Raw genomic sequence first — 26,180 nt, forward strand, 5'->3', positions numbered from 1 at the left:
CACCCTTCACACCAACACCAATCACTTTAAATATCTACATTATGAAAGCAGCCGTTTTTCATTCACCAGGTAATATTACCTGTGATACCGTAGAAGATCCCAGAATTCTGGATGAAAATGATATTATTCTGAGAGTGACCTCCACAGCTATTTGTGGCAGTGATCTCCATATGTACTCAGGAGGAATTCCGCAGGCCCGGCCCATGGTAATGGGACACGAATTTATGGGTATAGTAGAAGAGACCGGGAAAAATATCAGTCACCTGAAAGCAGGCGACAGGGTAGTAGTTCCTTTTCCCATTGCTTGTGGAAACTGTTTCTTCTGCCAGCATGATCTTCCCACCGCATGTGAACATAGCAACCCCGATTATTACGGCCCGGAAGGAGGTATTTTTAAAGAAAAAGGCGGAGCTCTGTTCGGATATACCGACCTGTATGGAGGATATGACGGTGGCCAGGCCCAGTATGTAAGAGTTCCCTACGCGAATTTTGGGCCCAGAAAAGTTCCGGAAAACCTTAGTGATGAACAGGTTTTATTTCTTACTGATATTTTCCCAACAGGCTACACAGGAGTGATGTGGGGAGAGCTTAAAGGAGGAGAAACTGTTGCTGTTTTTGGAGCAGGCCCCGTAGGGACAATGGCCACAAAAAGTGCTGTTCTTCATAACGCGAAGAAAGTTATTGTAATTGATACCCTTCAATACAGATTAGACAGAATCAAAATGCTTACAGGATGCGAAACCATTTTGTGGGAAGATGCTGAAAGCACTATTGAACAGATCAGGGATATGACAGACGGGCGGGGTGCAGATCTTTGTATTGAAGCCGTAGGTTTTGAACCGGAAAGAAGTTTTATAGACCGTGCAAAAGCTGTTTTAAACTTTGAAAAAGGTTCTATCAAAGTGCTGGAAGCATGCATGAGCGCGGTACGCAGAGGTGGCATTGTTTCTGTTCTGGGAGTTTATCCCGTTAATTATGACAATTTCAGACTTGGACAGATTTTTGACAAGGGAATTACACTTAAAGCAGGACAGTGCAATGTTCATCCTATTATAGACCGGCTTATGGACTATGTCGTGACCGGAAAAATCACTCTTGATGATGTTATTACCCACCGTTTATCTCTTGATGAAGTAAGCAAAGGATACGAAATTTTTGATAAAAAAGAAGACGGATGTGTAAAGGTCGTTCTTGACCCATGGAAGCTGACAGGCTTTTAAAATAAATTATCAACCAATCACTCAAAATTTAATAGTATGGACTTTCAAAAAAATCTTCTCGAATATATAAGTCAGTCACTGATGACCACGGATGAAACCATTTCAATTGCGGAAAGTGTTACTTCAGGATGTTTGCAGCTGGCCTTTTCACAGATGCCTAATGCTACTATGTTCTACAAAGGAGGATTGACAGCCTACACATTGCCGGAAAAAGTAAAACTGCTAAAGGTTAACAGACAGGAGGCTGAAGAGTGTGATTGCGTATCAGAAAATATTGCGGAGACGATGGCTTTAAATGTAGCAAAACTTTATGAATCCGACTGGTCTATCGCCACAACCGGATACTGTACACCAATCCGCAATTCCGGGTATAAAATTTTTGCCTATTTCTCATTCTCTTACAAAGGTGAGATCATCCTGACTAAAAAACTGGAATTACATCCTAAAACTCAAGCCCTGAATGCCCAGCTATATTACACCGAATTTATTTTGGGGTGTTTTAAAAGTGAACTTAACAGGCTTTTAATCTTAAAATAAATCTATGGAACGCAAAAATCAATATGCACTCATTACAGGTGCTACCAGCGGTATAGGCTACGAACTGGCAAAGAAATTTGCCAGTAACGGATATGATCTTGTTATTGTGGCCAGAGATCATGAAGAGCTGAAAAGAAAAGCCGATGAACTCAAAAATTATGGAGTGAATGTGATCAGCATCTCCAAAAATTTATTCTTGCAGGAAGAAGTCTATTCTCTTTATTCCGAATTAAAAATGAATGGAATAAGCCCTGAAATATTAGTGAATGATGCCGGGCAGGGAGTGTACGGGAAATTTCAGGATACGGATATCCACAGGGAAGTAGACATTGTTCAGTTAAATATCATTTCAGTCATCATATTGACCAAACTGTTTTTAAAGGACCGGCTGCCCGAGGGGTCAGGAAAGATTTTAAATCTGGCATCTGTAGCCAGCAAAGCTCCCGGCCCGTGGCATTCGGTATATCACGGTACTAAAGCATTTGTATTATCATGGTCTGAGGCCATCCGTGAAGAGCTGAAAGATTCCGGAATTACTGTGACGGCTCTTTTACCGGGACCTACCGATACCGATTTCTTTAATAAAGCGGATATGAACAGAAGCAAAATACTTGAAGACCGTGATAATCTGGCATCTCCGGAAGAAGTGGCTGCTGATGGTTATCATGCTCTGATGAATGGTGATGATAAAATAATATCAGGGTTAAAAAACAAACTTTCTGTAGCAATGGCGAATATAGCCAGTGACAGTATGGCGGCTCATAGAATGGCAGAAATGCAGAAACCTTCAACAGAAGAATAAAAAGACTTATGATAGGAAAACTAGACAATAAAACAGTTTTGATTACCGGTGCAGACAGCGGAATAGGAAAGGCTGTTGCCCTTCTTTTTGCCCTGGAAGGTGCAGATATTGCCATTATTTATCATTCCAGTGACAACGACGCCGGAAGAACAAAAGCGGAAATTGAGAATCTGAATAGAAAGTGTCTCATTTTCAAAGGAGATATCAATGATTATGATTTTTGTGAAGAAACGGTAAAAGAAGTGATCTCGGCATTCGGAAAAATTGATATTCTCATCAATAATGCCGGAATTCAGTTTCCTGCAGAAAGTATTGAGCAGCTTGAAGAGAAAAACATCAGACAGACCTTTGATTCCAATATTGTCGGAATGATTTTGTTAACAAAAGTAGTATTCCCTTATTTAAAAGAAGGAAGCTGCGTTATCAATACCACTTCCGTTTCCGCCTATCAGGGACATCCTGAACTCCTTGATTATTCTGCAACAAAAGGCGCTATTGTTTCCTTCACCCGTTCTCTGGCACTGCAGGCAAAACCCAAAGGAATCAGGATCAATGCCGTTGCTCCGGGACCAGTGGCTACACCACTTACCGAAGAAACTTTTGATGAAAAGAAAGAAAATCCCAATAAACCTCCATTGGAGAGAAATGCTACTCCTGAAGAAATCGCTTTCAGTTTCCTGTTTCTGGCAGGTGATGATGCGTCACAGATTACGGGCCAGGTACTACACCCCAATGGAGGGCTGATAGTAAATGGCTAAAGTATATAAAAGTATAAACATAAAAATATTTAAAATATGAAAACTACAGCACTTATTTTAGGCGTTATCAGCCTGTTTGCTTTTACTTCCTGCCGATGTAATATTGATGAAGACGAAAACCAGAAAAGGGATCAGAAAAGCAGTTCGTCCAATACCGATAAATCCGGTCTGCCCGAAAGTGATACCCTGAGTATCAAATAAGTTAACAATAAAAAATTCTGATGATGTACAGAGACGGTGCAAGAAAAAGTATTTGGCAGGAAGAGATCAGAAAATTTTCTACAGAAACGGATCTCAGCTCATTATTTGATGTTGCCATTGTAGGAGGTGGAATTACAGGAGTTTCAACAGCGCTGAAACTTCAGGAATCCGGAAAGAAATGTGTTATCCTCGAAGCAGCCAATATAGGATTTGGAACTACCGGCGGCACAACGGCCCATTTAAACGATTTTTTTGATACAACCTTTAATCAGGCTATCCGTGATTTTGGACTGGATAATGCCAAACTGTATGCACAATCCGGAACTGATGCCATCAGCATTATTGAAGATAATATTCAGAAATATCAGATCAGCTGTGATTTCACAAGAAAGTCAGCTTACCTTTTTGCCCTGGATGAAAAACAGGAAGAACAGTTAAAAGATATTGTAGAAGGAGCAGCCAGGGTAGGTCATGAAATGAGTTATGTGAATGAAATTCCTTTTCCCATCCCATTCAGAGAAGCGGTGCTTATTCCCGGGCAGGGGCATTTTCATCCGGTAAAATATAGTAAGGCGCTCTGCGAAGCTTTTATAAAACTGGGCGGCTCTATTGTAGAAAACTGCCATTGTGAAGAACATGATGAGCAAAATGATTTTGTAATTTTAAAAACTTCAAAAGGGGAAATAAAGGCCTCAAATGTAGTCTATGCTACCCATATTCCGCCTGGAGTCAATCTTCTTCATTTTACAAACGCTCCCTACAGAAGCTATGCCATGGCTTTTACCATGAAAAATGACAAATACCCGTGGGAGCTTGGTTATGACCTTTGCGAGCCCTATCATTACTACCGTATTCAGAATATTGAAGGCGAAAATCTATTGATTGCAGGAGGAGAAGATCACAAAACAGGGCATGCTGATGATACCGGAGAATGTTTTTCAAGACTTGAAAATTATGTCAGAAAATATTTTGAGGTAGAAACAGTCTATTACAGCTGGTCCAGCCAATATTACGAGCCAGTGGACGGATTTCCCTATATAGGAAAACTTCCCGGAAGCAAAGAAAGAATTTTTGTGGCAACAGGCTTCAGAGGAAACGGAATGATCTTCGGAACACTTTCGTCACAGATCCTGCATGACCTTATCCTGACAGGAAAAAGTAAATATGGAGACCTGTTCAATCCTTCCAGGATCAAACCTGTTGCAGGATTTTCAGATTTTGTAAAAGAAACGGCAACTATGGCCTTTGATTTTATAAAAGATAAGATTTTAACCGAGAAAATTGATTCTTTTTCAGAAGTCGGTGAAGGTGAAGCGAAAGTGATCAAATATGAATCAGAATCTTATGCTCTTTACAAAGAAAATGACGGCACTTTACATCTGCTCAGAAGTACCTGTCCACACGCAGGATGTGAAGTCCGGTGGAACAGTGCGGAGTTGAGCTGGGATTGCCCATGTCACGGTTCCCGGTTTAATGTCAACGGAAAAATCCTTACCGGACCCACCACAAAGAACCTCCAGAAGGTATTCCCTTATCAAAAACGTGATTCATAAACTCCAAACTTTAAACCTTAAACTTTAAACCTTAAACTTTAAATATTGAACTCTAACCCTTAAACTCAGAACTATGTCACGCACCAGTTTCCTGTATCGCAACAGCTTAAGTATTGTTCTGATTACTCTGATGATTATTTTTCTTGCAGGACAATTTTTTATGGGCTGGAAAACAGAAAATAAAGAACTCATTGAAAACGGCCAGCCTGTTTTAAAGATCGGTGAATACATTCATAGCGGTCATTTTATACAGGCTACTTTTGAAAACTGGGAAAGCGAATTTCTCCAGATGATGCTGTATGTTTTATTAACGATTTCTCTGAGGCAAAAAGGCTCCAGTGAATCAAAATCTATGACAGAAGAGGAAGATGTTGACAAAGAACCTGTACCACATCCCAAAGCGCCATGGCCTGTAAAAAAAGGCGGAATATGGCTGAAACTCTACAAACATTCTTTATCAATTGCTTTTGCTCTCCTTTTTCTGGCGAGTTTCATTTTGCATTTCTATGGCAGTCTCAGGGATTTTAATGATGAACAAATGATGAAAGGTAAACCTGCTGAAACGGCCATTCAATACATTTCAGAATCAAGATTCTGGTTTGAGTCTTTTCAAAACTGGCAGAGTGAATTCCTGGCGGTTGCTTCCCTGGTTCTTCTCTCTATATGGCTTCGCGAAAAAGGTTCTCCGGAATCAAAACCCGTTGATATGCCTCATGACGAAACGCCTTGATTTTTATTCACTTTCGGCTTTTTCTGCATAATGGCAAAATACGATGATGTAAAAGCTGATAAACTCTGATAGCCCACTTTATAGGCTACTTCACTCAACGTGTACTGTCTGGTATCTATCAGTTCAATACTTTTTATAATCCTTGTCAGCTGAAGGTATTTCTGTATCGTAATTCCCATTTCATTTTTAAAAATTCTCTGGAGGCTCCTCACAGACATTTGTGCTTTTTCGGCAAGAGCATCCATGTCCGGATTATATTTAAAATTGGAATTAATTTCATTGCATACAGGAATCAGTCTTGTATCCGTAGGAACGGGAATCTGCAGACTGCTGCTTTCTTTGCAGAAATTGGGAAGGCTTTTTAAAATAGCTTTAAAAAACAGGTCCTGTTCTTCATTTTCATCCAATAACTGGTTCCATTTTGAGGCATATAAAAGCATTTCCTTTAAAACAGCAGGAACAGCAAATACCTGAACATGCCGGTAAAATTCATCTTCAAAAACCGATCTGAACAGGAATACCATCAGATTTACTGTTTGAGCCTCAGAAGTGATCTTATGGGCTTTTTCCGAAGGAATCCAGATGACATGATGCTGGGGGACGAGATAAATTTTCTGGTCGATATGAAAATACTGGTAGCCTTCTTCCACAAAAGTGAGCTGAGCCCGGCTGTGCTTGTGCTCATAATCATCATGTTTCCAGTTTTTTTCACACCATACATAGGCTTCCTTTTTGATAGAATCTACAAAGTGGCTTTCCGTTTTTTCAATCAGTCCGCATTTCATTTTGTCGTTTTGAATGTATATTTTGGCAAATTTAATAAAAACGACAATAGTAATTTTGTACTGTCACTGTCATGGTTACAGGATTTAACACATAAAAAAACCTATATCTTATTCAGAATGAAAAAACTATGTCTTTTTTTTATCTTAATTTTATTATCAAATACCACCCGCATCATGGCACAAAATAAAGCTAACATATTAGTTCTAATTCATTCGGACAATGGCGGAACCTACGAACTGGCTAAGGAACTCGCCAAAGGAATTGAAAGTAAAAATAACGCAGTTTCCCATATAAAACTTGTCAAAGCATCACAAAATCCAAACCTGAAAAATCTTTCTGTTGCGACACCAGATGAGTTGATCCATTATGACGGAATCGCTTTTGGTTCCCCGGTTTATTTCGGAAATATCAGCACAGGAATGAGTGAATTTTTATCCGGAACTGTTCAGCTCTGGACCAATCATGCGTTGGAAGGAGTTCCGGCTACTGTTTTTATGTCTGCCGGAAGCGGAGCAGGAAAGGAGCTCGCTCTTCAGGCGTTCTGGAACAGCCTAGCCGTCCACGGAATGGTTCTTGTGTCTAATGGAATACGTGGAACAGAAGAACTGAACAAAGCCATTCCGCAAGGAAATACTGTTTTGGGAATTACCAGCATGGCTTCTTTAAAAGATGTGGAAAGACCTACGAAAGGAGAGCGGAATATGGCTGAAATTCAGGGAAGAAATTTTGCAAAAATAGCATTGGCATTAAAAGATACGCATTCTAAAAAAACGCTGGCTGTTACGGAAAGTCATCAGAATTTCAGTGAAATATTAAAACAGAAAAACATTATTCTTCCACAGGTTCCAAAGCCGGCGGGAAATTATCAGCCGTTCGTCCGTTCCGGAAATCTTGTATTTATCAATCAGGTTGCTTTAAAAGACGGTAAAATTTTCAATCCGGGTAAATTAGGTGTTGAAGTGAATGAGCAGCAGGTAAAAGACGCTGTAAAAGTAACCATGCTGAATGTGATTTCAGTGTTAAATGAAGCTGTGGGAGGAGATTTGAGCAGAGTAAAACAATGCGTGCAGCTTACGGGAATTTTCAATACAAAAGATGATTATACAAAACATGCTGATCTGATGAATGTGGCTTCTGATCTGGCTGTTGAAATCTTCGGGGAAAAAGGAAAACATGCCAGAGCTACCTTGGGAGCTTCTTCCATTCCTGTGGGCTCTTCTGTAGAGATTCAGGCGGTTTTTGAAGTAGAATAATTTTCCAGTCTAAACAACAAAATCACAAATGTTTAAAAACACTTAAGTTAGCTTAAAAAAGTACACAGAAAAATCCGTGTAAATCTGCGAAATCTGTGGGAGAAAATACTTCTTTAACCACAAAAGTTAAAACACTTAAGTTGACTTAAGTAACAGATAGCTGCAGAGAAGTTCACATAAGTTTAAAAAATATTTGATTTTTTGAAGTTAAAAACCCGAGATAATCTCTGCGATAACAGGGATACTTTGCTCCAGCTGCTCTTCAGAAAGTGCTCCGTAGCTTAACCGGAATCCGTTTGCCTGGCTTTTACTGTATTGTTTAGGATGAATAATCTTAATATTTTTTTCCAGTAAAAGCTTTGTTACAGCATCCCAATCCAGCCTTGTTTTGGGAACAATCCAAAAGGCAAGACCACCTTCAGGCAATGTAAAATCGGCAATATCTTTCATATATTTTGTCAACAGTTCAAAGACAAAATCTCTCTTGTTTTTATAATGAACAGTTGCCTTTCTGATGTGCTTTTTTATGGCTCCTTCTTTAATCAGCTGGAGAACTGCCTGTTCCATGATAACATCTCCATGTACATCAATAATTTTTCTCAGATCACCAATTCTTTTTAATAATTCCTGATTTTTAGTGGCCAGATAACCGATCCTTAAAGCCGGAGCTACCACCTTGCTTAAAGTTCCGATGTACACATAATTGTGCAGTTCGGGAAAGCTTGAAATGGGGAGAATAGGACGGTATCCGAAGTGAAACTCATTATCATAATCATCTTCAATAATGGTTATATTGTATTGGTTGGACAGCTCAATTAATTGTAATCGTCTTGCCAGACTCAAAGTAACTGTAGTAGGGTATTGTCTGTGAGGAGTAATATACAGGGCTTTAATATTCTGATGTTGCTTTAAAAGCTTTTCAACAGTCTCCATATGGATTCCTTCCTGATCTACAGGGACCGACAAAAGCTTTGCTCCTGCATACTCAAATGCCTGCCATGCAGGCTGATACCCCGGATCTTCCACAATAACAATGTCTCCGGATTTTAAAAGTGTCTGAGCGGTAAGGAACATTCCCATCTGGCTGCCTCTTGTAATGGAAATTTCATTTTCATGAATATGCATTCCACGCTGATGGTTGAGCATCTGTGAGATCATTTTTCTGAATTCTGTGTCACCGTGTTCATTTCCATATCCCATCATCTGCCACTTGGCTTTGATGCCGAAAATTTGTCTGTAGGCTCTGGCCAGCTCTGTCACAGGGGCAATTTTACTGTCGGGATGTCCATCATCGAAATTGATTACAATTCCATTAGACATTACCTGCTGATGAGATGGGTTATGTAATGCCTCTGCATTCTTTTCATGCAAAGCCGGGAGTCTTTCCGATACGAAAATCCCTTTCCTTTCTCTGGAAATTACCCATTCTTCATTGATCAGTACCTGATAGGCTTCTACAACAGTATTCCTGTTAATTTTCAAGGTCTGGGCAAGATTCCTGCTTCCCGGAAGTGCATCTCCCGTTTTTAACCTTCCTGACCGTATATCAGAGATGATCATATCCGCAATCTGTAGATAAACTGCTTTTTCAAGCTTTTTATCAATTTCTAATTCTAATTTCCAAGGGCGTAACATCTGGACTATCTATTTATATAAAAACTGAATCATTTAAACAGTCCAAAGATAGAATAATTTTGTCATGCAATAAAGCACAAAACCCTAATAATTTAAAATCATGGACAAGAAACAATTCAGTTCTAAAGACTTTCACGAAACCTTTGCAAGACCAAAGTATGTAAAACCGAGTCATTTGATTCATAAAAATGTAGAAAATGCAGGAGAACACAATCAGTTTTCAACAGAAAGAAAACACCCGGTTTTTTTTGTAGATCTTCCGAGTAAAAATGTAAGCATGACGATTGGCGGGCTTACCCCCGGACAACAAACCAACAGACACCGCCACACCTATGAAACCGTTTTATTTGTCATTGAAGGGAAAGGATGGACAGAAGTAGAAGATGAAAGAGTATATTGGGAAGCCGGAGATGCGGTATATATTCCTTCATGGGCATGGCATAAACACCAGAATCTCAGCGATACGGAACCTGCCAAATACATTGCCTGCGAAAATGCGCCTCAGCTGCAGAACTTAGGAGTTGCTTTAAGAGAGGAAGAAGGCAGAGACCTTTAATACCAGAGCTTTAAGCCATTAAGAATTTTGTATGTTAATTATTGATATCGGATATGATTTTTCCTTTCAAAGCGAAACTATGCTCAATATTTCTTAATGGTTAAAATTATTTTCAAATTTTAAATCAGCAAACATGAAAAATGTTCCATTCAAAGGGATAATTGCTTATCCCATAACACCTTTTGACCCAAATGAAAAAGTAGATATTCCTCTTTTTAAACACCTGGTAGAAAGACTGATCACTTCCGGAAGCCACGGCATTGCTCCATTGGGAAGCACAGGGGTAATGCCTTATTTATCTGACGAAGAAAAAGAAGAAGTTACGGAAGCTACTTTACAGCAGGTAAAAGGCAGAATTCCAACGCTTGTAGGTGTATCCAACCTTACCACGGAGAAAACCATCCATCATGCTCAGTTCGCTGAAAAAGCAGGAGCCGATGCGGTGATGATCATTCCTATGAGCTACTGGAAACTTACCGATGATGAAATTGTAACGCATTATGATGCCGTAGCAAGCAAAATATCGATTCCGATTATGGCATACAATAATCCGGCAACCAGTGGAGTAGATATGTCTCCGGCTTTGCTGAAAAGGCTGCTTGAAATTCCCAATGTAACGATGATTAAAGAAAGTACAGGAGATGTTCAGAGAATGCATTATCTGAGAAGAGAACTGGGAGAAGACGTTGCCTTCTACAACGGTTCCAATCCTTTGGCTCTGGCGGCATTTTCTGCGGGAGCAAGAGGCTGGTGTACGGCAGCTCCTAATCTTATTCCGGAACTGAATATCAGCCTCTATAATGCGGTGGAAGAAGGTGATCTTGAAAAAGCAAAAACGATTTTCTATCAGCAGTTTGATCTTTTAAAATTTATTGTAAACAAAGGATTGCCGAGAGCAGTGAAATCAGGTCTGAATATTCTGGGTGAAGATGGCGGAAATCTGAGAAGCCCTCTGAAACCGCTTCACGAAAAAGAAACCGAAGAATTAAAAAATATTATGAAAACCCTTATCAATCCAGTATAATCTTATGAAAAAATCCATTTTTTACCACGCAGGATGCCCTGTATGTATCAGTGCTGAGCATGATATCGTTAACCTTATAGGTTTGGAAAATGTAGAAATTATCCATTTGGGTAATGACAGAAGCAAAATTGAGGACGCGGAAAAAGCTGGCGTAAAATCTGTGCCTGCTTTAGTGACCCCTAACGGCAATGTGCTTCATATTAATTTTGGAGCTTCTATGGAAGAGGTGAAAAATTAACAGTATTAATTTTGTAATATAAACGGCTCAATTTCTTGAGCCGTTTTTTGTTTTCCCGCTGTAAAATCTGTGGGAAAATGTATTGCTTATTCAGAGCTTTTTAAATCGTTGCATTTCCTTCTACACCATCCGAATTATCGGTTTTGTTTCCTGTGATTGCGGCCGCAACAAAACTAAACAGACTTACCAGTTTTCCTGCTTTAGTATCCCAGTAATAGGTTTCTTTAGGTTCCACACGGATAATCGTAACATTGGGATCGTCTTTACCATCAAACCAGGCCTTAGCCATGGGAGACCATTTATCTTCTATGGTTGCTTTGTCCTTATAAACAGAAGCTTCTCCATACACCGAAAGATACTGGGAGTCGCTGTTGTTCATAAAAAATAACTGTACTCTACGGTCTTCTTTGATTTCAAAATTCTTATTGCTGGATCCACTGCTGATAAACCACAAATTTCCGCTGTCGTCTGTTTCCTGAAGGGTCATTGGTCTTGAATTCACAGGAACGGTTTCCAGTTCTGTACAGAACATGCATATTCTCGCACTTTCCGAGAGTTCTTTGATCTTTTTGATCGCTTCAAGGTGGGTAAGGTTTTCTGTTGACATATTAAATATTTTAAGTGATTAATGTAAATTAAAAGAAATTTATTCAACAGAATGATGAATAATTTGCTTAAGTCTTTCAAATACCCGACCAAAAAGAAATAAAATGTGGTACCTAAGCTTAATTTATTTATAAAATTCGGTTCAAAGTTAATCTCTCCTTAAAATAATGATCGAAAGATTATTGTTTCTTACTTAATGTTGTCTGAAGATCACTCCATGCGCCTCCGTTGTATACACGTTTAAATCCTTTTTCTTTCAGAATAGTTTCAACTTTTACACTTCGAAGTCCGTGTGAACATACTGTTATATACGTTTTTTCAGGATCCAGTTCTCCATACCGTTCTCTGATTGTCCCTAAAGAAATATTAATGGAACCTTCTATATGCCCTGTCTGGTATTCTTTTTCAGTTCTTACATCAAGAATAACAGCTCCTTTTCTGATGAGTTCGGGCAATCCATTGTCCAAGGTCTGCATCCGGTAAACCCTATACACAATGTACAGAATAAAAACTGCACCCAAAATGAGGAGAATACTTTTCATAGCTTGCTCAGTATTTTTTTGTCAATATAAAATGTCCCGAATGGAATAAAACAGGCAAGAATTACCTTCCAGGTTATTTCTTTACATTTCCAGTTTTGTTCTACACCTACACTCAATGTGTTGAACAGGAAAAGCAGGAATAATGTTCCATGAACAGGGCCGATAAGCCTTACAAACAAGGGATTTCCCATCCAGTATTTCACCGGAACAGCAATAAATACCAAACTTAGTAATGAAATTCCTTCCAGGATCGCCAGAACTCTCAGCCGGCCAATCTTTGTTTTAAATAAATGAATCATAATTATCTGAAATAAGGTCTGTTTGCAAAAGGAGAAAATGGCCAGGGGATGGCAATGAAAATAATAGCCAATGCTATAGAAAACCAGATCCCCATCGTTTTGAATTTTTCTTTATCTGAAAGCTTTCTTTTAGCCAGCGCTGAGCCAATTGTGATAATGACAATCGCTGTAATCATCAGTACGATATGGATTAACCCGAAAAACAGATGTTCAAATGAATCTTTAGCTTCATTAAAATGTTTCCAGAAGTATTGAATCACAGGGCTTTTGAGATAAAAAATCATTCCTATAATCAGTTGGATATGAGCAATTGTAGCCGTCCAGTGTCTCACAGAATTGTCGGCTGCTGTAAATTTACGGTCTGAGAAATATCCTTTAAAAGCCCGGAAAATTGCGTAGATTAAACTTATTAAAACCAGCCAACGGGTTTGGGAATGTAAAAAAGTCAGGGTTTGATACATGGGTTATTTTTTGAACAGAGCAAAGGTAAAACAAAAACATACCAATTAGTATGTTTTTTAATAAAAAAATTACTGAAGGCTTTTAAAATAAGACTTAAGCCCTTTTAAATAAGTGAGATATACTTCTTTTGAGTTTTCAAGTTTGCCCAGATTTCTTACTCCCCAATACCCTGAAATCACAAAAACACTCACTTCTTTTGCACTTACTTCTTTTTTGATTAATCCGGCACTTTTACCTCTTTCGATACTTTCTGCAAGCGCCAGTTCCCATTCTTTTGACAGTTCGTGAAGAGCCTGGGTAAAGGCGTTATGCCATGGAGCCATTTGCTGCACAAAATTAGAAGTAGGGCAGCCGTATTCCACTTTTAAAAAATCATTTTCCATCAAAAGATGGTGCATGATATCATAAATGCTTTTTAAAGGATCCGGATTGTTGTGAAGAGTGTTAATGAAAGTTTTTCTGAAGTTGGGTTTCATCAGATCTGTGATAATAGCCAGCCCCATTTCATCTTTGGTTTTAAAATGATAATAGAAAGCACCTTTCGTCACCTGAGTCGTTGCAATAATTTCATCAATGCTTGTAGTCTGAAAACCTTTCACATAGATCAATTCGAACGCTTTCTGGAGAATAGTAAGACGGGTTGCTTCTGATTTCTTCATTAAAACTGCTGATTATTGTTGCAAAGAAACAAATTTTACAGGGAAAATAAAACTATCATTATTCTGATACTTTGATAGAATTTAAATAATTTTTATAATACAAATATTCATCGGAAATTTGCCTTGTCAATATCAACAAAATTACAAGACAATGAATTTTCAAAAAGAAATACAGATCAATACTGAAGCACAGACAGCCAAAAGAGGTCTTCCTGCTGCTTTATGGGCATTAACAATAAGTGCCTTCGGAATAGGAACTACGGAATTTGTCATTGTAGGACTTCTTCCCACAGTAGCTTCAGACCTTGGAATTACCATTCCTTCAGCAGGGCTTCTGGTAAGTCTTTATGCGATAGGAGTAGCTATCGGAGCACCCATCTTAACAGCTCTCACAGGGAAAATGCCGCGTAAGATGCTGCTGGTATCGATCATGCTGCTATTCGTTATTGGAAACGGGCTGGCTTCTATTGCTCCCAGCTTTATAACTTTAGTGCTGGCCAGAATACTTACAGGATTGGCCCATGGGGTTTATTTTTCTATAGGTTCTACCATTGCAGCTTCACTGGTTCCTGAAGAGAAAAGAGCTACCGCAATTTCCATCATGTTTGCCGGGCTTACACTCGCCATAGTAACGGGAGTTCCGCTGGGAACATTTATAGGTCAGCATTTCGGATGGAGAGCAACTTTCATCGGCGTTTCGATCCTTGGAGTTATCGGATTGATCGCCAGTTTATTATTGGTGCCTAAAAATCTTAAGAATGGAAAAACAGCTTCTTTAAAAAGCCAGTTTAAAGTACTGGGCAACAGACGTCTGATTTTTGCTTTTTTAATGACCGCAATGGGATATGGAGGTACGTTTGTGGTATTTACGTATCTGTCACCTATTTTACAGAAAATTACAGGGTTTCAGGAATCCACAGTCACTTTTATTCTTTTGATTTATGGAATTGCCATTGCCCTGGGAAACCTGATTGGAGGAAAAGTAGCCAATAAAAATCCTCTGAATGCCCTTTTATGGATGTTTGCTGTACAAGGACTCGTATTGCTGGCATTTTATTTCACCGTAAATAGCCCTGTTTTCAGTATCATTACACTTTTTCTTCTGGGAGCATTATCATTTGCTTCGGTTCCCGGACTTCAGCTGTTGGTAGTCCAGATTGCAGAAAAAGAACTGCCCGGAACTGAAGACGTTGCTTCGGGGATTAATATTGCTGCTTTTAATATTGGTATTGCCATCGGATCCTATGCAGGTGGAATGATTGTAACATCCTCTTTAGGACTGGCAAGTACACCATGGATAGGAGCTTTGTTCCTGTTGGTTACGGTTTTAATAACCATCTACAGTATCCGTTTAAGCAAGAAAAATATATAGTTTTTTACCCATGTCAAGGTTTGAAACCTTGACATGGGTATTTTTAGATAATAAAAAAAATTAAATCTCATAAATATCCGCATCCGTAAACACAAAAAATGTACTTTTCTTAGGCAGATTTTTCGTGTCCAGCCCTGTGAATTCACTGAATGCAGGCAGTAATAACTGATTGCTGCTTAAAGCAAAACAGGGAAGCCTGATATTCTTTACTGCAGAATTCAGTACAATTCCCGGATGGATATGTCCGGTAATCTGAAATCCGGATCTGGATGAATCAAAATCATGAATGAACGTAATATCATTTATTTCCAGCCATTCAGCTTTATGATTAAAACATAACTTTTTTTCCAGCGTTTTTGAAATCCGGTCATGGTTTCCTTCAATAAGATAAAACTGAATATCAGGATATTGATTTTTCCATATACAGAATTCATCCACATCAGAATTGTCTCCGGCATGAAGCAAATCTCCGACCACCACAAACTTTTCCGGCTGAAAATATTCAATCAGAGCGGATAATCTTTCCAGATCACTTTTCATAATATGATTGGCCAGTGCAATGCCGTTTTTTCGGAAATGAGCGGTCTTTCCGATGTGAAGATCGGAAAGAATCAACGCTTTTTCTTTTTGCCAGAATGCCGCCCGCTGATTGGTCAGAATGAAAGTTTCGTTTTGAATGGAAATATTTTTAGTTGCTATAAACACTTGATAGATTGAAAAATTGAAGGTTTAAAGGTAAGCTATTTAAACCGGATCAACTAACTTTCCGGCTGACGTGAAATTTTTCATCAAAAATATAGGTCAGAGGAAAACCGGTAGCAATCTCTCTTTCTAAGATCTCTTCGGGAGAAAGATGCTCCAGATACATAATTAAGGCACGAAGACTATTTCCGTGGGCCACAATTAATACATTTTTGCCTTGTTTCAATAACGGCTGTATCTCTCTTTCAAAATAAGGGATCACTCTGTTATAAGTATCTTTAAGACTTTCTCCGCCGGGAGGAACTACATCATAAGACCTGCGCCAGATGTGAACCTGCTCAGCTCCATATTTCAGCGCTGTGTCTGCTTTATTTAATCCTTCAAGGTTTCCATAACAGCGTTCGTTGAGTGCTTTATCTTGAATGACAGGAATATCAGGATTTCCAATGACATCCAAAATGATAGAGAGGGTATGCTGTGCTCTGATGAGTGCAGAAGTAAAAGCGATATCAATTCTTTCTCCTTTCAAGGCAATACCTGCTTTTTTTGCTTCTTCGATACCCACTTCTGTTATATCGATATCTTTCCAGCCTGTAAATCTGTTTTCAAGATTCCAGAGTGACTGTCAGTGACGGACCAGGAACAACTTCTCCATTCTAAATTGTATTAAACTTCTATAAGATATATTCTAAGTTACGATGATTATTTAATCTTATCAAGAAAATTAACATAGAATATTAGGCTAAGAATAGGATTAAAATTGAAGGAACTTAGGAATTCATTTATGAAATATCACTTATATCAGACAGTTTCAACATTCTTTTAATTCTCGCATCCAGACCTTCGCTGGACAGCGTTTGTCTTAAGCTGTCTACTTTAATCGGAAAACTCAGTGGTGTAAAGGAACGGGAATGTTTTAAAATAATTTCCGATTTTTCAATTCTTTTAAAAGCCTCTACAAGCCTTTGTTCCTGAAGCTGCATATTAAAAACTTCTGTATACGCCTGCTTTATTAAAAAATGATTGGAATCATGATCCTCCAGTACTTTAAAAATTAATCCTGCAGAACTTTGCAGCGATTTGTTGGAGCGCTGCTGTCCGGCATAATTTTGAATGACCATTCCTGAAATCACGGCAATATCACGGAACTTCCTTCTTGCCATTTCCGCAGAATTGATGCTTGCAATGACATCATTCATCAGGTTTTCTCTGGTTAAAATCTGCTGTAGATTATCCTCATTTAAAGGGATTTCCTTATCGCTGAACAGCTCAAATCCATAATCATTCATGGCCATGGAAAAGGAAATAGGAGCGAGCTTTGAGATACGATAGGCAATCAGAGCAGCCATGACTTCATGCACAAGACGCCCTTCAAAAGGATACATGAACAAATGGTAACCTTCACGGTTCTTGATCATTTCCACCAGAAATTCATCTTCTTTGGGAATATGGGAATTGGTTTCCTGATTGATCAGTAACGGATGCAGAAACTTCAGTTCTTTTTCAGAAGCTTTCGGACTTAATGCATGGGAGAGTTTTTCTCTTAAAAAATGACCCAGATTGGAACTTAGCGGCAGCCTTCCGCCAAGATAACTTGGGACTAAAGCTCTTCCTTTAGCGGCTCTTACGTAGACTGTCATATCTTTAATCATGGCGACCTCGAGGGTTCTTCCGGCCAGAATAAATTTTTCTTCTTTTTTAAGTTTTGAAATAAAATATTCCTCAATCATTCCAATATAGCCTCCGGAAATAAATTTCACTTTCAGCATGGCATCACTTACAATCACGCCCATATTCATCCGGTGAAGCATTGCAATTTTCCTTGAAGTGACTTTATACAGACCGTCTTCCATAATGACGATCTTGTGGAATTCTTCATAGTTTTTTAATACACTGCCGCCAATGGTCAGGAATTCGAGAATGCTTTTCCATTCCTCATCCAGCATTTCCTGAAAAGCATACACTTTTTTGATTCTTCCATAGAGTTCATCAGGATAAAAGCCATCTCCAACAGCCAATGTCATAAGAAACTGAACCAAAACATCGAAACACAGGACCTGGGGTTCCCGTGGCTCAACGACTTTCTGCTTTACGGCTTCTTTTAACGCTGAAACTTCAATCAGTTCTAAAGAATGGGTCGGAACGCAATAAATTTTTGAAGTTTCAAAAGGGGAGTGGCCGCTGCGTCCTGCTCTTTGAAGGAAACGGGCAACTCCTTTGGCAGATCCAACCTGAATAACGGTGTCTACAGGCTTAAAATCAATACCCAGATCGAGGGATGATGTGGAGACAACAGCTTTTAACTTTCCTGAACTTAAGTTTTCCTCAATCCAGATTCTTAAATGAGCATCAATAGAACTGTGATGAATGGCAATCTGTCCCGCAAAATCCGGATGTGCATCCAACAATAACTGATACCACATTTCACTCTGGCTTCTGGTGTTCGTAAAAACAATGGTAGATTTTGAATCCAGAATAATGGGAACCACTTTATCGGCGAGCTTATTGCCAAGGTGCCCGGCCCATGGCAATATTTCAATTTCATTGGGGAAAACCGGGATAATATCTATCTTTTTGTGCTCTTTGGCGGTTATTTTTGTCTTTTTAATATCATAGGGAATAAGCACGTCCATGGCTTCATCCAGATTTCCGATCGTTGCCGTAATTCCCCAGATCTTCATTTTTGGGGTATATTTTCTAAGCTGTGAAATACCGAGTTCTACCATCACACCACGTTTTGAACCTAATAGCTCATGCCATTCATCCACAGCCACGCATTTCATTTCGGTGAAAAAACGTTCATTATTTTTCTGAGCGAGAAGCAAATGAAGACTTTCAGGGGTTACCACAAGAATTTCCGGCATTTTCTTCACCTGCTGCTGTCTTACTTTGGGATCGGTATCTCCGTTTCTTACACCTACCGTCCAATCGAGTCCGATTTCATCAATAGCTTCCTGCATTGCTTTTGCAATATCTTTGGAAAGAGAACGAAGGGGTGTTATCCAGATCATTTTCAATCCTTTTTTATATTGTTCAGGATGATTGAGAAAGTCTGAAACCAAGGCTAAAAACACGGAAAAAGTCTTCCCAAAACCGGTGGGAGCTACGACCATTCCGCTGTATCCGTTTCCAAATTTCTTCCAGGTTTCCAGCTGAAATTTAAAAGGGGCAATACCTTTATCGGTCATCCATTGCTGGATGATCTTTAATCCGGTGGTATGTTCAAAAGCTGCCAATTTATATTTGATTAAAATACTATTGTATTAATTTTTTAATTTCTTCCAAATCATCAATCTCGTCTACCGTTTTATCTTTCCGCCATCTTACAATTCTTGGAAATCGGAGGGCGACACCACTTTTATGACGGTTGCTGAATCCTATGCCTTCAAAAGCAATTTCAAAGACCAGTTCTGCTTTTACGGTTCTTACAGGACCAAATTTTTCAATGGCATTTTTGGTTACAAACCGGCTCACCTCCATGATTTCCTTGTCTGTTAATCCGGAATAGGCTTTAGCAATAGTTACCAATGTATCACCGTTTTTCACGGCAAAAGTATAATCGGTGTAGTAAGCACTCCGCCTGCCGCTTCCTTTCTGAGCATAAATCAGGACCGCATCAATGGTTAGCGGATTGATTTTCCACTTCCACCAGTCGCCTTTTTTCCGTCCGGAATGATAGGGAGAATTTTTTTGTTTCAGCATCAGTCCTTCACTGTTTATTTCCCTTGAATTTTCACGAAGAGCATCCAGTTCTTCCCATTTCTCAAAATCCAGACTTTTTGAAATACTGATATTTTTGGGCTTTTCATTCCATAATAACTCTTCAAGAAGAGCTCTTCTTGCGGAAATAGGCTTTTCTCTCAGGTCGTTATTTTCAAGTTCCAATAAATCATAGACAAAAACTTCAATCGGAATTTCCGAGAGCATTTTTTTTGTTAAAGTTTTTCTGTTTAATCTTTTCTGTAATTCATTAAAATTTAAAACCTTACCCTCCTTTACCGCAAGTATTTCTCCATCCAGTACAAAATTACCTTTCATGGCTTTTATGACTTCTGTGATTTCAGGAAATTGTTCTGTAACAAGTTCTTCACCTCTTGACCAGATGAAAACTTCGTCATTTCTCCTGATGATTTGTCCGCGGATTCCGTCCCATTTGTATTCTACCAGCCATTCGTCGGGATTTCCCAATTCTTCAGCCGGTTTTTCCAGAGGATAGGCAAGGCAGAAAGGATAGGGTTTTGAATTGTCAGGATTCACATTTTCCGCATCAATAAGTTCTCTGAAGGAAACTTCATCCGGCAGCCATTTTCCCATTAAGCTGTGCATCAGGGCACTCGGTTCCTGGCCGGAAAACCTGGTCAGGGCATTGATCAACGTTTTGTCTGATACTCCGATTCTGAAGCTCCCGCCAATTAATTTATTGAAAATCAGACGTTCGGTATAATCCAGGCCATTCCAAGACTGCAGTACAAATTCTTTTTTTTCTGCATCTGTCCTGCCTTTTAAACTTACGATATCATTCATCCATTCTGATAAAGTACGTTCTATTTTTTCCTTGGGAGGAGGCAGTATTAAGGATAATGTTTCTCCCAAATCGCCAACAGAAGAGTAAGATTCCTGAAACAGCCAGTAAGGAAGCCGGGTAATTTCCAGTGCCCAATCTTTCATGTAATTGGTATTGACATTTCTTTTGGGCCTTTTCCCGGTAAATAAGGCGATAAACCATACTTTGTCTTCATCAGGAGCACGTTCCAGATAATCGATGATGGCATCAATTTTAGCGTTGGTCTTATTGGTGGTTTCCAAAGCGTTGATAAGTTCTGCAAAATGTCTCATGATTCCGGGGTTTCAAGGGTTTCTTTTTCAGATTCTTCTTCATCCTCACCATATAATGTTTCGACCACATCAGATTGGATTCCGATTTCGTTCAGATATTTTGAAAAAACTTCGGTTTGTCCGTGCGTTACGTGTACAAGCTCTGCTTCTGTTGCTTTCACAGTCTGTAACAATCCTTTCCAGTCTGCATGATCACTCATCGCAAATCCTGCGTCCGCACTGCGCCATCTTCTGGCACCGCGAACCTGCATCCAGCCGGAGCATATTGCAGTAGCCGGATCCGGAATCTTTTTAATTACGTTGCTGTCTAGTAAAGCAGGCGGAACAATCACAATTTCGTGTTCCACTTCTTTCGGACGTTCCCTGAAATCTGCAATGGTATATTCAGGAAGATCAATTCCCACTGCTTCAAAGGCTTCATTCAGTTTTCCGATGGAATAGTGAACGTATATTTTTCCCAGTTCTTCCACGGCTTTCATAATACGCTGGGCTTTTCCAAGAGAATATCCAATGAAAACAGAGGTTTTGTTATTTTCTTTATTCTTCAGTACCCAATTCTGAAATTTATTATTTAAATCCGGAACTTCCAGCCAGTTGTAGATGGGAAGCCCAAAAGTACTTTCTGTCACAAATTCATTACATCTTACCAGCTCAAAAGGAGTGCTCAATCCATCATTCTGAACTTTATAATCTCCTGAAATTACGGTTACATATCCTTTATATTCAAGCCTTATCTGTGCAGAACCAATGATATGCCCTGCAGGATGAAGCGAAAGTTTTACTCCGTTAATGGTAATAACTTCTCCATATTCCACGCCCTGGCATTCGATATCCGGTCCTATTCTTTGGTACAAAATAGGTTTTGTAAAATGATGACAAAGGTATTTTTTCATTCCCCAACGGGCATGATCGGCGTGGCCATGGGTAATAACCGCCATATCCACGGGTCTCCAGGGATCAATATAAAATTTCCCTTGCGGGCAGTAAATTCCTTTTTTAGTAAATGTGATTAATTTCAATGGTGTGACTGGTTTACAAAAATACGCTTCAAAAACTTAACCAATTTTAATAATATGGTATTTTTTATTAAGTAAAAACTGATTGTTTTACGGAAAAACATCAAAAAAAGCTGTCTCCATTTGAAAACAGCTCATTATTTTATTTTTCATTCAAAACATTGTTTACATAATCAATCCATTGATAATCTGGGATGGACTGATCAATGAAATAGTCAGGCTGAATGCCTTTTCCATCAATGGCCATATCCGGAATACGGAAACTTTTGGAGAGCGAATATCCCAGTTTAAATTCGTTGCAGGGTGAATTTACAAAATACATATTGGAAATATCCAGCACTCCGGCAGTAGTTGTTCCAAAGAGTTTTACCTTTTTACTTTGTCTGGCAACGAGTAAAAACTCTTCTGCAGTACTACCATTTCCATTATTGATGATAATTCCTACATTTTTAGGGTAAGGAGAAATTTTATCCATCTTATTGATTCCTACAGTACTTCCATCATCCTGTAAACTTACATACTTACCCAGATTCTGGCTGAGTTTATCATACGCTTTTTTCAGATATTCTCTTTCGTCTTCCGGTATTCCGTATTTCTGGTAATTTTCATAAAGATCCAGCATTCTCTGATTATTCAGTTTTGTAGAATAAAACTGCGTTCTGACATTTCTGACAGGATTGGTATAGAGATAGGGAATAATTTTAGCAAAACTGTTATCGCTGCCGCCTCCGTTATATCTGATATCAATAATAAGATTTTCCGTACTTTCGATTTTAGATTTGTTGGCTGTAATTACGCTGTCTATATCTTTTTTCAAAGCGCCGTTGAATGAAGGAATCCTCAAAAGCAATGTTGTTTTGTTAAGTGGTTTCAGAAAAGGTTTTTGAGCCTTTATTGCTTCATAGTGTGTTTCAATTCCTTCTTCCTTTTCAAATGCAGGGGAAACTCTTTTCAGGGTAAACTCATTGATTTCAAGATAGTTTTTTCCCACCAAACGTATGCTCTTTATCTCCAGGCCGGATTTATTCCTTACATAGAAAGTTCCTTTGGACCTGTCGGCACTGAAAATCAGTTTTAAGTCATTCGGTTTCCAGTTTTCAGCTCCGGATTTGATGATAAAACCTTTGTATACATCTCCAATTTTTTTAATCCCTATGGTATAAGGTTCGGTTTCCCAGATTCCTTCAATATCAGAATCTTTTTTAGAAACAATTTCTTTTTTAAACTTATCAATATCTATTGTTACCGTTTCTGTTTTATTATTTGTGGTTGAGGTTGGTGTTTGCGGCTGAGATTGCTGATTACTTTTTTCGATCATTCTGATGGAAAAATGCCCGGATCTGAAGAATGTAAGCCAATCATAAATAGTCTGGGTACATTCTGTATCAGATTTTGCATTTTTGATTTTTTTCAGAAAATCATCGTTATGGGCCTGGTAAGCTGAAATTCCCTTTTTATCAATGATATACTGATATCCGGCATCATTTTCTTCAAAAGTCTTTTTTACCCACTGATAATTACTTTCACAATTACAGTTTTGAGCATAGCTAAAAGAAGAAGAGGAGATAAAAATTAAAAGGAGTATTTTAATTTTAAGCATAGGTTGGTTTTTAGTTTTTAAAGGTTACAAATTTAACGATAATTCTATCTTTTTATGATGTAAAAAGAGGTTATTAAACAAAATCTTATTCCACTGTTTTTTTTGAGCTTTTCAGCAATATAAAAATGAACCTTGAGCCAATATTGCCCTTTGAAAAATTTTTGAATTTTGGAGCATCATTAAAAAAGAATACAATGAGTAAAACAATTTTAATTACAGGCGCAGCAAGCGGATTTGGAAAGATTGCTGCTTTCGAGCTTGCTAAAAAAGGGCATCAGGTAATTGCTACTGCACAGATCTATCCTCAGATGAGTGATTTAATCCGTGAAGCCAAGGAACATGGAATAACCTTGATCGTGGATAAACTGGATGTAACCAACCCAAGAGATGTGGAGTATATTGTAAAGAAATACAATGATATAGATATTCTGATCAGTAACGCAGGAATTATGGAGGGAGGTCCCATTGCAGAACAACCGGTAGATATTATCCGTTCTATGTTTGAAGTGAATGTTTTTGGTGCGTTGAATCTTGCACAGGGTTTTATCAAAAAATTTGTTGAAAAGAAAAGCGGGAAGGTTGTTTTCACCTCTTCAATGGGAGGTTTATGGACTGTTCCTTATGTTGCTGCTTATTGTGCTTCAAAACATGCGCTGGAATCTATTGCAGAAGGTTTAAGAACTGAACTTGCCCCATTCAATATCAAGATTGCAACCTGTAATCCGGGTTTATTTGGAACAGGTTTCAATGACAGGGGAGTAGATTCTATTTTCCACTGGTATGATCCGAAAATCAATTTCACTCCGGAATCTGCTTTTGATGGAGCTGCAGAATCTTTAGCGCACCAGCTTGATCCTCAATCTATGGCTGAAGTAATTGTAAATGTAGCTTTAGATGACAACAGTAATTTCAGGAATGTACATCCAAAGGAGACTGAAGATTTTGTAAAACAGCTTCAGGCAGATGCATGGAACACAAAAAGCTAATCATATGGAACTGAATTATAAAACTGCCGAAAAAGTCTTACATGCAGCAAAGGAAAAAGCATTATTGATGAATATTCCTGTGAGCATTGCCGTGGTAGATAGCGGTGGACATCTTATCGCATTAGCCAGACTGGACAGTGTTTACGGAGTGATTGATTTTGCCCTTAAAAAAGCAAGAACGGCGGCTATGTTTGGAGTTAACAGTGATATCATGGGAGAAATCATTTCAGAAACAGGTGTCCATGGCTATGGAATGCTGAACTCTAACGGAGGGCTTCTGACTATCGCAGGCGGTGTCGTATTACAGGATAAAGCCGGAAAGATTATCGGCGCAATAGGTTCTTCAGGGGGAACTCCGGAACAGGATAAAGAAATTGCCGAGGCAGGAGCGCAGGCTATTGCGTAAATTTCAGATATTTGTATCATGGAAAATACTTCTGAAATCATATTTGATAAACTGGTTTATTCATGCGCATTTGAATCTTACAGAGGTCATGAAGAGTTTATTCCTGATTATTTTCTGGGTTTTCAGATTTCAGGAGAAACGCATGCTTTTCATGAACAGGGGAAAACTGTGATCAAAGAAAATACAGTAGTTCTGGTGAGGAAAAATCAACTGATCAGAACGATCAAATATCCTTCCGCTAACGAAAAGTATCAGTTTATTTCTATTACGCTTGATGATGAAACATTAAGACAGTATGCCACGGAGAACAGAATAGCAGCAAATACACCTTTTCCGGGTAATCAGCAGTTGTTTTTTGAGCCTGATGATTTCTTTGGGAGTTATTTTGCTTCTCTTATTCCTTACATCAATAAAACAAAGGAAATTCCTCCAAAGTTAGCGGCATTAAAAGTGAAAGAAGCCATAGAGTTACTTTTGCTGAGCAATCCGGATTTTAAAAATCTTCTTTTTGATTTTTCCGGGCCTCATAAGATTGATCTTGCAGAGTTTATGAACAAAAACTATATGTTCAATGTTTCCGTAGATGCTTTTGCAAGGCTTACGGGACGCAGTCTTTCCGGATTTAAAAGGGATTTCAGTAAAATATTTAAAATGGCTCCCAAACAGTGGCTGAAAGAAAAAAGACTGAAGGAAGCCTATTATTTGATTAAAACTCAGGATAAAAAGCCTTCAGATATTTATCTTGATCTGGGCTTTGAGAATTTATCTCATTTTTATTCTTCTTTTAAAAAGAAATTCGGAGTAACGACTACGGAGGTTTAAGCATTGCTGGTTTGCCGTAAATGCAAAGACACAGGAAATACTCTTGTGTCTTTGTATTTACCTTTATGTAACGAATAAAACATTCAATAAATATTTGATTAAAAATACTACACGGGAACCGGATTATTTATCAAAATCATAAAAGTTGATTCCTGTTTCTTCATTTTTAATTTTTACAACTCTCGTTGCCAAAGGGTAAAAAATAAATTCTCCGGCACCCTGAATTTTTGCATCCAGAAGGTGTCCGGCCAAAGCTGTGTAATCTTGTCTTCCGAGCGTAATGTGAAGGTGCAGGGTTTGTTTTCCTTCTATTTCAGAAACATTTCCGGAAATATTGGTGACTTCCATCTGTTCTTTGAAAGTCCTGTCCACATATTTTTTGGTGGCCGGATTAAAGAAACGGAGAGTGGCTTCACTCACAGCTCCTATTCCTGTTACTTCTCCCGCCCGGATATTCTGATTCTGGATAAAGTCGGTTAAAGTTTCTACAATATTGGAATGATTTTCAATACTAACGATGTAAATATGATCCACTTTCCTTGCAGACCAATGGTTTCCTTTATAATTCATGATTTCCAT

28 protein-coding genes and 1 pseudogene are annotated in these 26,180 nt (G+C 38.6%); 15 read left to right on the forward strand and 14 right to left on the reverse strand.

Going from position 1 to position 26,180, the window contains the following annotated elements; genetic code table 11:
* Positions 1 to 41 precede the first annotated feature (41 nt).
* The 7 genes from JNG87_RS18430 to JNG87_RS18460 all read left to right on the forward strand — a co-directional run bounded on the left by JNG87_RS18430 (position 42) and on the right by JNG87_RS18460 (position 5,801).
* Complete coding sequence (locus tag JNG87_RS18430) at positions 42 to 1,220, forward strand: zinc-dependent alcohol dehydrogenase (protein WP_202840217.1); 1,179 nt, start codon at positions 42 to 44, stop codon at positions 1,218 to 1,220.
* A 36-nt stretch (positions 1,221 to 1,256) separates the two neighbouring features.
* Positions 1,257 to 1,757, forward strand: a complete 501-nt coding sequence (locus JNG87_RS18435) for a CinA family protein (protein ID WP_202840219.1) — start codon at positions 1,257 to 1,259, stop codon at positions 1,755 to 1,757.
* A 4-nt stretch (positions 1,758 to 1,761) separates the two neighbouring features.
* A complete protein-coding gene (locus JNG87_RS18440; protein WP_202840221.1) occupies positions 1,762 to 2,559 on the forward strand; it encodes an SDR family NAD(P)-dependent oxidoreductase in 798 nt (265 codons plus the stop codon).
* 8 nt (positions 2,560 to 2,567) lie between these two features.
* Entirely contained in the window at positions 2,568 to 3,317 is a 750-nt protein-coding gene (locus tag JNG87_RS18445) for an SDR family oxidoreductase (protein WP_202840224.1), read from the forward strand.
* A 36-nt stretch (positions 3,318 to 3,353) separates the two neighbouring features.
* A complete protein-coding gene (locus tag JNG87_RS18450; RefSeq protein ID WP_202840226.1) occupies positions 3,354 to 3,518 on the forward strand; it encodes a hypothetical protein in 165 nt (54 codons plus the stop codon).
* A gap of 20 nt (positions 3,519 to 3,538) precedes the next feature.
* A complete protein-coding gene (locus tag JNG87_RS18455) occupies positions 3,539 to 5,071 on the forward strand; it encodes an FAD-dependent oxidoreductase (RefSeq protein WP_202840228.1) in 1,533 nt (510 codons plus the stop codon).
* 73 nt (positions 5,072 to 5,144) lie between these two features.
* A complete protein-coding gene (locus JNG87_RS18460) occupies positions 5,145 to 5,801 on the forward strand; it encodes a DUF6766 family protein (RefSeq protein WP_202840230.1) in 657 nt (218 codons plus the stop codon).
* On the opposite strand, the gene JNG87_RS18465 is transcribed toward JNG87_RS18460, so the two are convergent.
* On the reverse strand, positions 5,783 to 6,586 hold the full coding sequence (locus JNG87_RS18465) for an AraC family transcriptional regulator (protein ID WP_202840232.1): 804 nt from the start codon (positions 6,584 to 6,586) through the stop codon (positions 5,783 to 5,785). The genes JNG87_RS18460 and JNG87_RS18465 overlap by 19 nt on opposite strands.
* Positions 6,587 to 6,703: 117 nt before the next feature.
* Between JNG87_RS18465 and JNG87_RS18470 the strand changes: the two genes are divergently transcribed.
* Positions 6,704 to 7,840 (forward strand): Atu1372/SO_1960 family protein, encoded by a 1,137-nt coding sequence (locus JNG87_RS18470; RefSeq protein WP_202840234.1) that lies wholly within the window; start codon positions 6,704 to 6,706, stop codon positions 7,838 to 7,840.
* A 207-nt stretch (positions 7,841 to 8,047) separates the two neighbouring features.
* Here the strand turns inward: JNG87_RS18470 and JNG87_RS18475 are convergent, their stop codons facing one another.
* Entirely contained in the window at positions 8,048 to 9,475 is a 1,428-nt protein-coding gene (locus JNG87_RS18475; RefSeq protein WP_202840236.1) for a PLP-dependent aminotransferase family protein, read from the reverse strand.
* Positions 9,476 to 9,575: 100 nt separating this feature from the next.
* On the opposite strand from JNG87_RS18475, the gene JNG87_RS18480 reads away from it, so the two are divergent.
* The 3 genes from JNG87_RS18480 (at position 9,576) to JNG87_RS18490 (ending at position 11,293) form a co-directional block, all read left to right on the forward strand.
* Complete coding sequence (locus JNG87_RS18480; protein WP_062669648.1) at positions 9,576 to 10,031, forward strand: cupin domain-containing protein; 456 nt, start codon at positions 9,576 to 9,578, stop codon at positions 10,029 to 10,031.
* A 133-nt stretch (positions 10,032 to 10,164) separates the two neighbouring features.
* The gene (locus tag JNG87_RS18485; RefSeq protein ID WP_202840238.1) at positions 10,165 to 11,055 is read left to right on the forward strand and encodes a dihydrodipicolinate synthase family protein; all 891 of its coding nucleotides are present in this window, start codon (positions 10,165 to 10,167) and stop codon (positions 11,053 to 11,055) included.
* A 4-nt stretch (positions 11,056 to 11,059) separates the two neighbouring features.
* Complete coding sequence (locus tag JNG87_RS18490) at positions 11,060 to 11,293, forward strand: thioredoxin family protein (RefSeq protein ID WP_202840240.1); 234 nt, start codon at positions 11,060 to 11,062, stop codon at positions 11,291 to 11,293.
* 100 nt (positions 11,294 to 11,393) lie between these two features.
* On the opposite strand, the gene JNG87_RS18495 is transcribed toward JNG87_RS18490, so the two are convergent.
* From JNG87_RS18495 to JNG87_RS18515, 5 genes are all read right to left on the reverse strand, one after another.
* Positions 11,394 to 11,900 (reverse strand): pyridoxamine 5'-phosphate oxidase family protein, encoded by a 507-nt coding sequence (locus JNG87_RS18495; RefSeq protein ID WP_202840242.1) that lies wholly within the window; start codon positions 11,898 to 11,900, stop codon positions 11,394 to 11,396.
* A 178-nt stretch (positions 11,901 to 12,078) separates the two neighbouring features.
* Positions 12,079 to 12,441 (reverse strand): rhodanese-like domain-containing protein, encoded by a 363-nt coding sequence (locus JNG87_RS18500; protein ID WP_202840244.1) that lies wholly within the window; start codon positions 12,439 to 12,441, stop codon positions 12,079 to 12,081.
* Positions 12,438 to 12,740, reverse strand: a complete 303-nt coding sequence (locus JNG87_RS18505; RefSeq protein WP_202840246.1) for a DUF3817 domain-containing protein — start codon at positions 12,738 to 12,740, stop codon at positions 12,438 to 12,440. Before JNG87_RS18505 ends, JNG87_RS18500 begins: the two co-directional genes overlap by 4 nt.
* A gap of 2 nt (positions 12,741 to 12,742) precedes the next feature.
* Positions 12,743 to 13,201, reverse strand: coding sequence for a hypothetical protein (locus JNG87_RS18510; protein ID WP_202840248.1), 459 nt, complete (start codon positions 13,199 to 13,201; stop codon positions 12,743 to 12,745).
* A 69-nt stretch (positions 13,202 to 13,270) separates the two neighbouring features.
* Complete coding sequence (locus JNG87_RS18515; RefSeq protein ID WP_202840250.1) at positions 13,271 to 13,861, reverse strand: TetR/AcrR family transcriptional regulator; 591 nt, start codon at positions 13,859 to 13,861, stop codon at positions 13,271 to 13,273.
* 151 nt (positions 13,862 to 14,012) lie between these two features.
* Here JNG87_RS18515 and JNG87_RS18520 point away from each other — a divergent pair, with 151 nt between their 5' ends.
* Positions 14,013 to 15,233 (forward strand): MFS transporter, encoded by a 1,221-nt coding sequence (locus JNG87_RS18520; RefSeq protein ID WP_202840252.1) that lies wholly within the window; start codon positions 14,013 to 14,015, stop codon positions 15,231 to 15,233.
* 60 nt (positions 15,234 to 15,293) lie between these two features.
* Here JNG87_RS18520 and pdeM read toward each other — a convergent pair whose 3' ends face one another.
* The 6 genes and pseudogenes from pdeM to JNG87_RS18550 all read right to left on the reverse strand — a co-directional run bounded on the left by pdeM (position 15,294) and on the right by JNG87_RS18550 (position 23,387).
* The gene (gene pdeM / locus JNG87_RS18525) at positions 15,294 to 15,938 is read right to left on the reverse strand and encodes a ligase-associated DNA damage response endonuclease PdeM (protein ID WP_202840254.1); all 645 of its coding nucleotides are present in this window, start codon (positions 15,936 to 15,938) and stop codon (positions 15,294 to 15,296) included.
* 49 nt (positions 15,939 to 15,987) lie between these two features.
* Positions 15,988 to 16,548, reverse strand: a pseudogene (locus JNG87_RS18530) (2,3-bisphosphoglycerate-dependent phosphoglycerate mutase); the annotation flags it as partial.
* Between the two features lie 169 nt (positions 16,549 to 16,717).
* Complete coding sequence (locus tag JNG87_RS18535; RefSeq protein ID WP_202840256.1) at positions 16,718 to 19,171, reverse strand: ligase-associated DNA damage response DEXH box helicase; 2,454 nt, start codon at positions 19,169 to 19,171, stop codon at positions 16,718 to 16,720.
* A 19-nt stretch (positions 19,172 to 19,190) separates the two neighbouring features.
* Positions 19,191 to 20,771 (reverse strand): ATP-dependent DNA ligase, encoded by a 1,581-nt coding sequence (locus JNG87_RS18540; RefSeq protein ID WP_202840258.1) that lies wholly within the window; start codon positions 20,769 to 20,771, stop codon positions 19,191 to 19,193.
* Positions 20,768 to 21,790 carry a ligase-associated DNA damage response exonuclease gene (locus tag JNG87_RS18545; protein ID WP_202840260.1) on the reverse strand — a complete coding sequence of 341 codons (1,023 nt, stop codon included), beginning with the start codon at positions 21,788 to 21,790 and terminating at the stop codon, positions 20,768 to 20,770. Before JNG87_RS18545 ends, JNG87_RS18540 begins: the two co-directional genes overlap by 4 nt.
* Before the next feature lie 139 nt (positions 21,791 to 21,929).
* On the reverse strand, positions 21,930 to 23,387 hold the full coding sequence (locus JNG87_RS18550) for a S41 family peptidase (protein ID WP_202840261.1): 1,458 nt from the start codon (positions 23,385 to 23,387) through the stop codon (positions 21,930 to 21,932).
* 194 nt (positions 23,388 to 23,581) lie between these two features.
* On the opposite strand from JNG87_RS18550, the gene JNG87_RS18555 reads away from it, so the two are divergent.
* From JNG87_RS18555 to JNG87_RS18565, 3 genes are read left to right on the forward strand one after another with little or no spacing between them, the layout of a single operon-like run.
* Positions 23,582 to 24,373, forward strand: a complete 792-nt coding sequence (locus JNG87_RS18555) for an SDR family oxidoreductase (protein WP_202840263.1) — start codon at positions 23,582 to 23,584, stop codon at positions 24,371 to 24,373.
* A gap of 4 nt (positions 24,374 to 24,377) precedes the next feature.
* On the forward strand, positions 24,378 to 24,779 hold the full coding sequence (locus JNG87_RS18560) for a GlcG/HbpS family heme-binding protein (protein WP_202840265.1): 402 nt from the start codon (positions 24,378 to 24,380) through the stop codon (positions 24,777 to 24,779).
* 18 nt (positions 24,780 to 24,797) lie between these two features.
* A complete protein-coding gene (locus JNG87_RS18565; RefSeq protein ID WP_202840267.1) occupies positions 24,798 to 25,601 on the forward strand; it encodes a helix-turn-helix domain-containing protein in 804 nt (267 codons plus the stop codon).
* Between the two features lie 123 nt (positions 25,602 to 25,724).
* On the opposite strand, the gene JNG87_RS18570 is transcribed toward JNG87_RS18565, so the two are convergent.
* Positions 25,725 to 26,180 (reverse strand): PPC domain-containing DNA-binding protein, encoded by a 456-nt coding sequence (locus JNG87_RS18570; RefSeq protein ID WP_238349617.1) that lies wholly within the window; start codon positions 26,178 to 26,180, stop codon positions 25,725 to 25,727.

The sequence above is a fragment of the Chryseobacterium cucumeris genome (assembly GCF_016775705.1).
Classification (GTDB): domain Bacteria; phylum Bacteroidota; class Bacteroidia; order Flavobacteriales; family Weeksellaceae; genus Chryseobacterium; species Chryseobacterium cupriresistens.

What these genes read in the sequence shown, in the direction of transcription:
- JNG87_RS18500 (WP_202840244.1), bottom strand. Translation starts at nt 12,441, where the DNA reads ATGAAAAGTATTCTCCTCATTTTGGGTGCAGTTTTTATTCTGTACATT.
- JNG87_RS18465 (WP_202840232.1), bottom strand. Translation starts at nt 6,586, where the DNA reads ATGAAATGCGGACTGATTGAAAAAACGGAAAGCCACTTTGTAGATTCT.
- JNG87_RS18485 (WP_202840238.1), top strand. Translation starts at nt 10,165, where the DNA reads ATGAAAAATGTTCCATTCAAAGGGATAATTGCTTATCCCATAACACCT.
- JNG87_RS18445 (WP_202840224.1), top strand. Translation starts at nt 2,568, where the DNA reads ATGATAGGAAAACTAGACAATAAAACAGTTTTGATTACCGGTGCAGAC.
- JNG87_RS18450 (WP_202840226.1), top strand. Translation starts at nt 3,354, where the DNA reads ATGAAAACTACAGCACTTATTTTAGGCGTTATCAGCCTGTTTGCTTTT.
- JNG87_RS18490 (WP_202840240.1), top strand. Translation starts at nt 11,060, where the DNA reads ATGAAAAAATCCATTTTTTACCACGCAGGATGCCCTGTATGTATCAGT.
- JNG87_RS18475 (WP_202840236.1), bottom strand. Translation starts at nt 9,475, where the DNA reads ATGTTACGCCCTTGGAAATTAGAATTAGAAATTGATAAAAAGCTTGAA.
- JNG87_RS18570 (WP_238349617.1), bottom strand. Translation starts at nt 26,180, where the DNA reads ATGGAAATCATGAATTATAAAGGAAACCATTGGTCTGCAAGGAAAGTG.
- JNG87_RS18470 (WP_202840234.1), top strand. Translation starts at nt 6,704, where the DNA reads ATGAAAAAACTATGTCTTTTTTTTATCTTAATTTTATTATCAAATACC.
- JNG87_RS18460 (WP_202840230.1), top strand. Translation starts at nt 5,145, where the DNA reads ATGTCACGCACCAGTTTCCTGTATCGCAACAGCTTAAGTATTGTTCTG.
- JNG87_RS18435 (WP_202840219.1), top strand. Translation starts at nt 1,257, where the DNA reads ATGGACTTTCAAAAAAATCTTCTCGAATATATAAGTCAGTCACTGATG.
- JNG87_RS18560 (WP_202840265.1), top strand. Translation starts at nt 24,378, where the DNA reads ATGGAACTGAATTATAAAACTGCCGAAAAAGTCTTACATGCAGCAAAG.
- JNG87_RS18505 (WP_202840246.1), bottom strand. Translation starts at nt 12,740, where the DNA reads ATGATTCATTTATTTAAAACAAAGATTGGCCGGCTGAGAGTTCTGGCG.
- JNG87_RS18510 (WP_202840248.1), bottom strand. Translation starts at nt 13,201, where the DNA reads ATGTATCAAACCCTGACTTTTTTACATTCCCAAACCCGTTGGCTGGTT.
- JNG87_RS18520 (WP_202840252.1), top strand. Translation starts at nt 14,013, where the DNA reads ATGAATTTTCAAAAAGAAATACAGATCAATACTGAAGCACAGACAGCC.
- JNG87_RS18495 (WP_202840242.1), bottom strand. Translation starts at nt 11,900, where the DNA reads ATGTCAACAGAAAACCTTACCCACCTTGAAGCGATCAAAAAGATCAAA.
- JNG87_RS18440 (WP_202840221.1), top strand. Translation starts at nt 1,762, where the DNA reads ATGGAACGCAAAAATCAATATGCACTCATTACAGGTGCTACCAGCGGT.
- JNG87_RS18515 (WP_202840250.1), bottom strand. Translation starts at nt 13,861, where the DNA reads ATGAAGAAATCAGAAGCAACCCGTCTTACTATTCTCCAGAAAGCGTTC.
- JNG87_RS18550 (WP_202840261.1), bottom strand. Translation starts at nt 23,387, where the DNA reads ATGCTTAAAATTAAAATACTCCTTTTAATTTTTATCTCCTCTTCTTCT.
- JNG87_RS18565 (WP_202840267.1), top strand. Translation starts at nt 24,798, where the DNA reads ATGGAAAATACTTCTGAAATCATATTTGATAAACTGGTTTATTCATGC.
- JNG87_RS18430 (WP_202840217.1), top strand. Translation starts at nt 42, where the DNA reads ATGAAAGCAGCCGTTTTTCATTCACCAGGTAATATTACCTGTGATACC.
- JNG87_RS18555 (WP_202840263.1), top strand. Translation starts at nt 23,582, where the DNA reads ATGAGTAAAACAATTTTAATTACAGGCGCAGCAAGCGGATTTGGAAAG.
- JNG87_RS18455 (WP_202840228.1), top strand. Translation starts at nt 3,539, where the DNA reads ATGATGTACAGAGACGGTGCAAGAAAAAGTATTTGGCAGGAAGAGATC.
- JNG87_RS18540 (WP_202840258.1), bottom strand. Translation starts at nt 20,771, where the DNA reads ATGAGACATTTTGCAGAACTTATCAACGCTTTGGAAACCACCAATAAG.
- JNG87_RS18480 (WP_062669648.1), top strand. Translation starts at nt 9,576, where the DNA reads ATGGACAAGAAACAATTCAGTTCTAAAGACTTTCACGAAACCTTTGCA.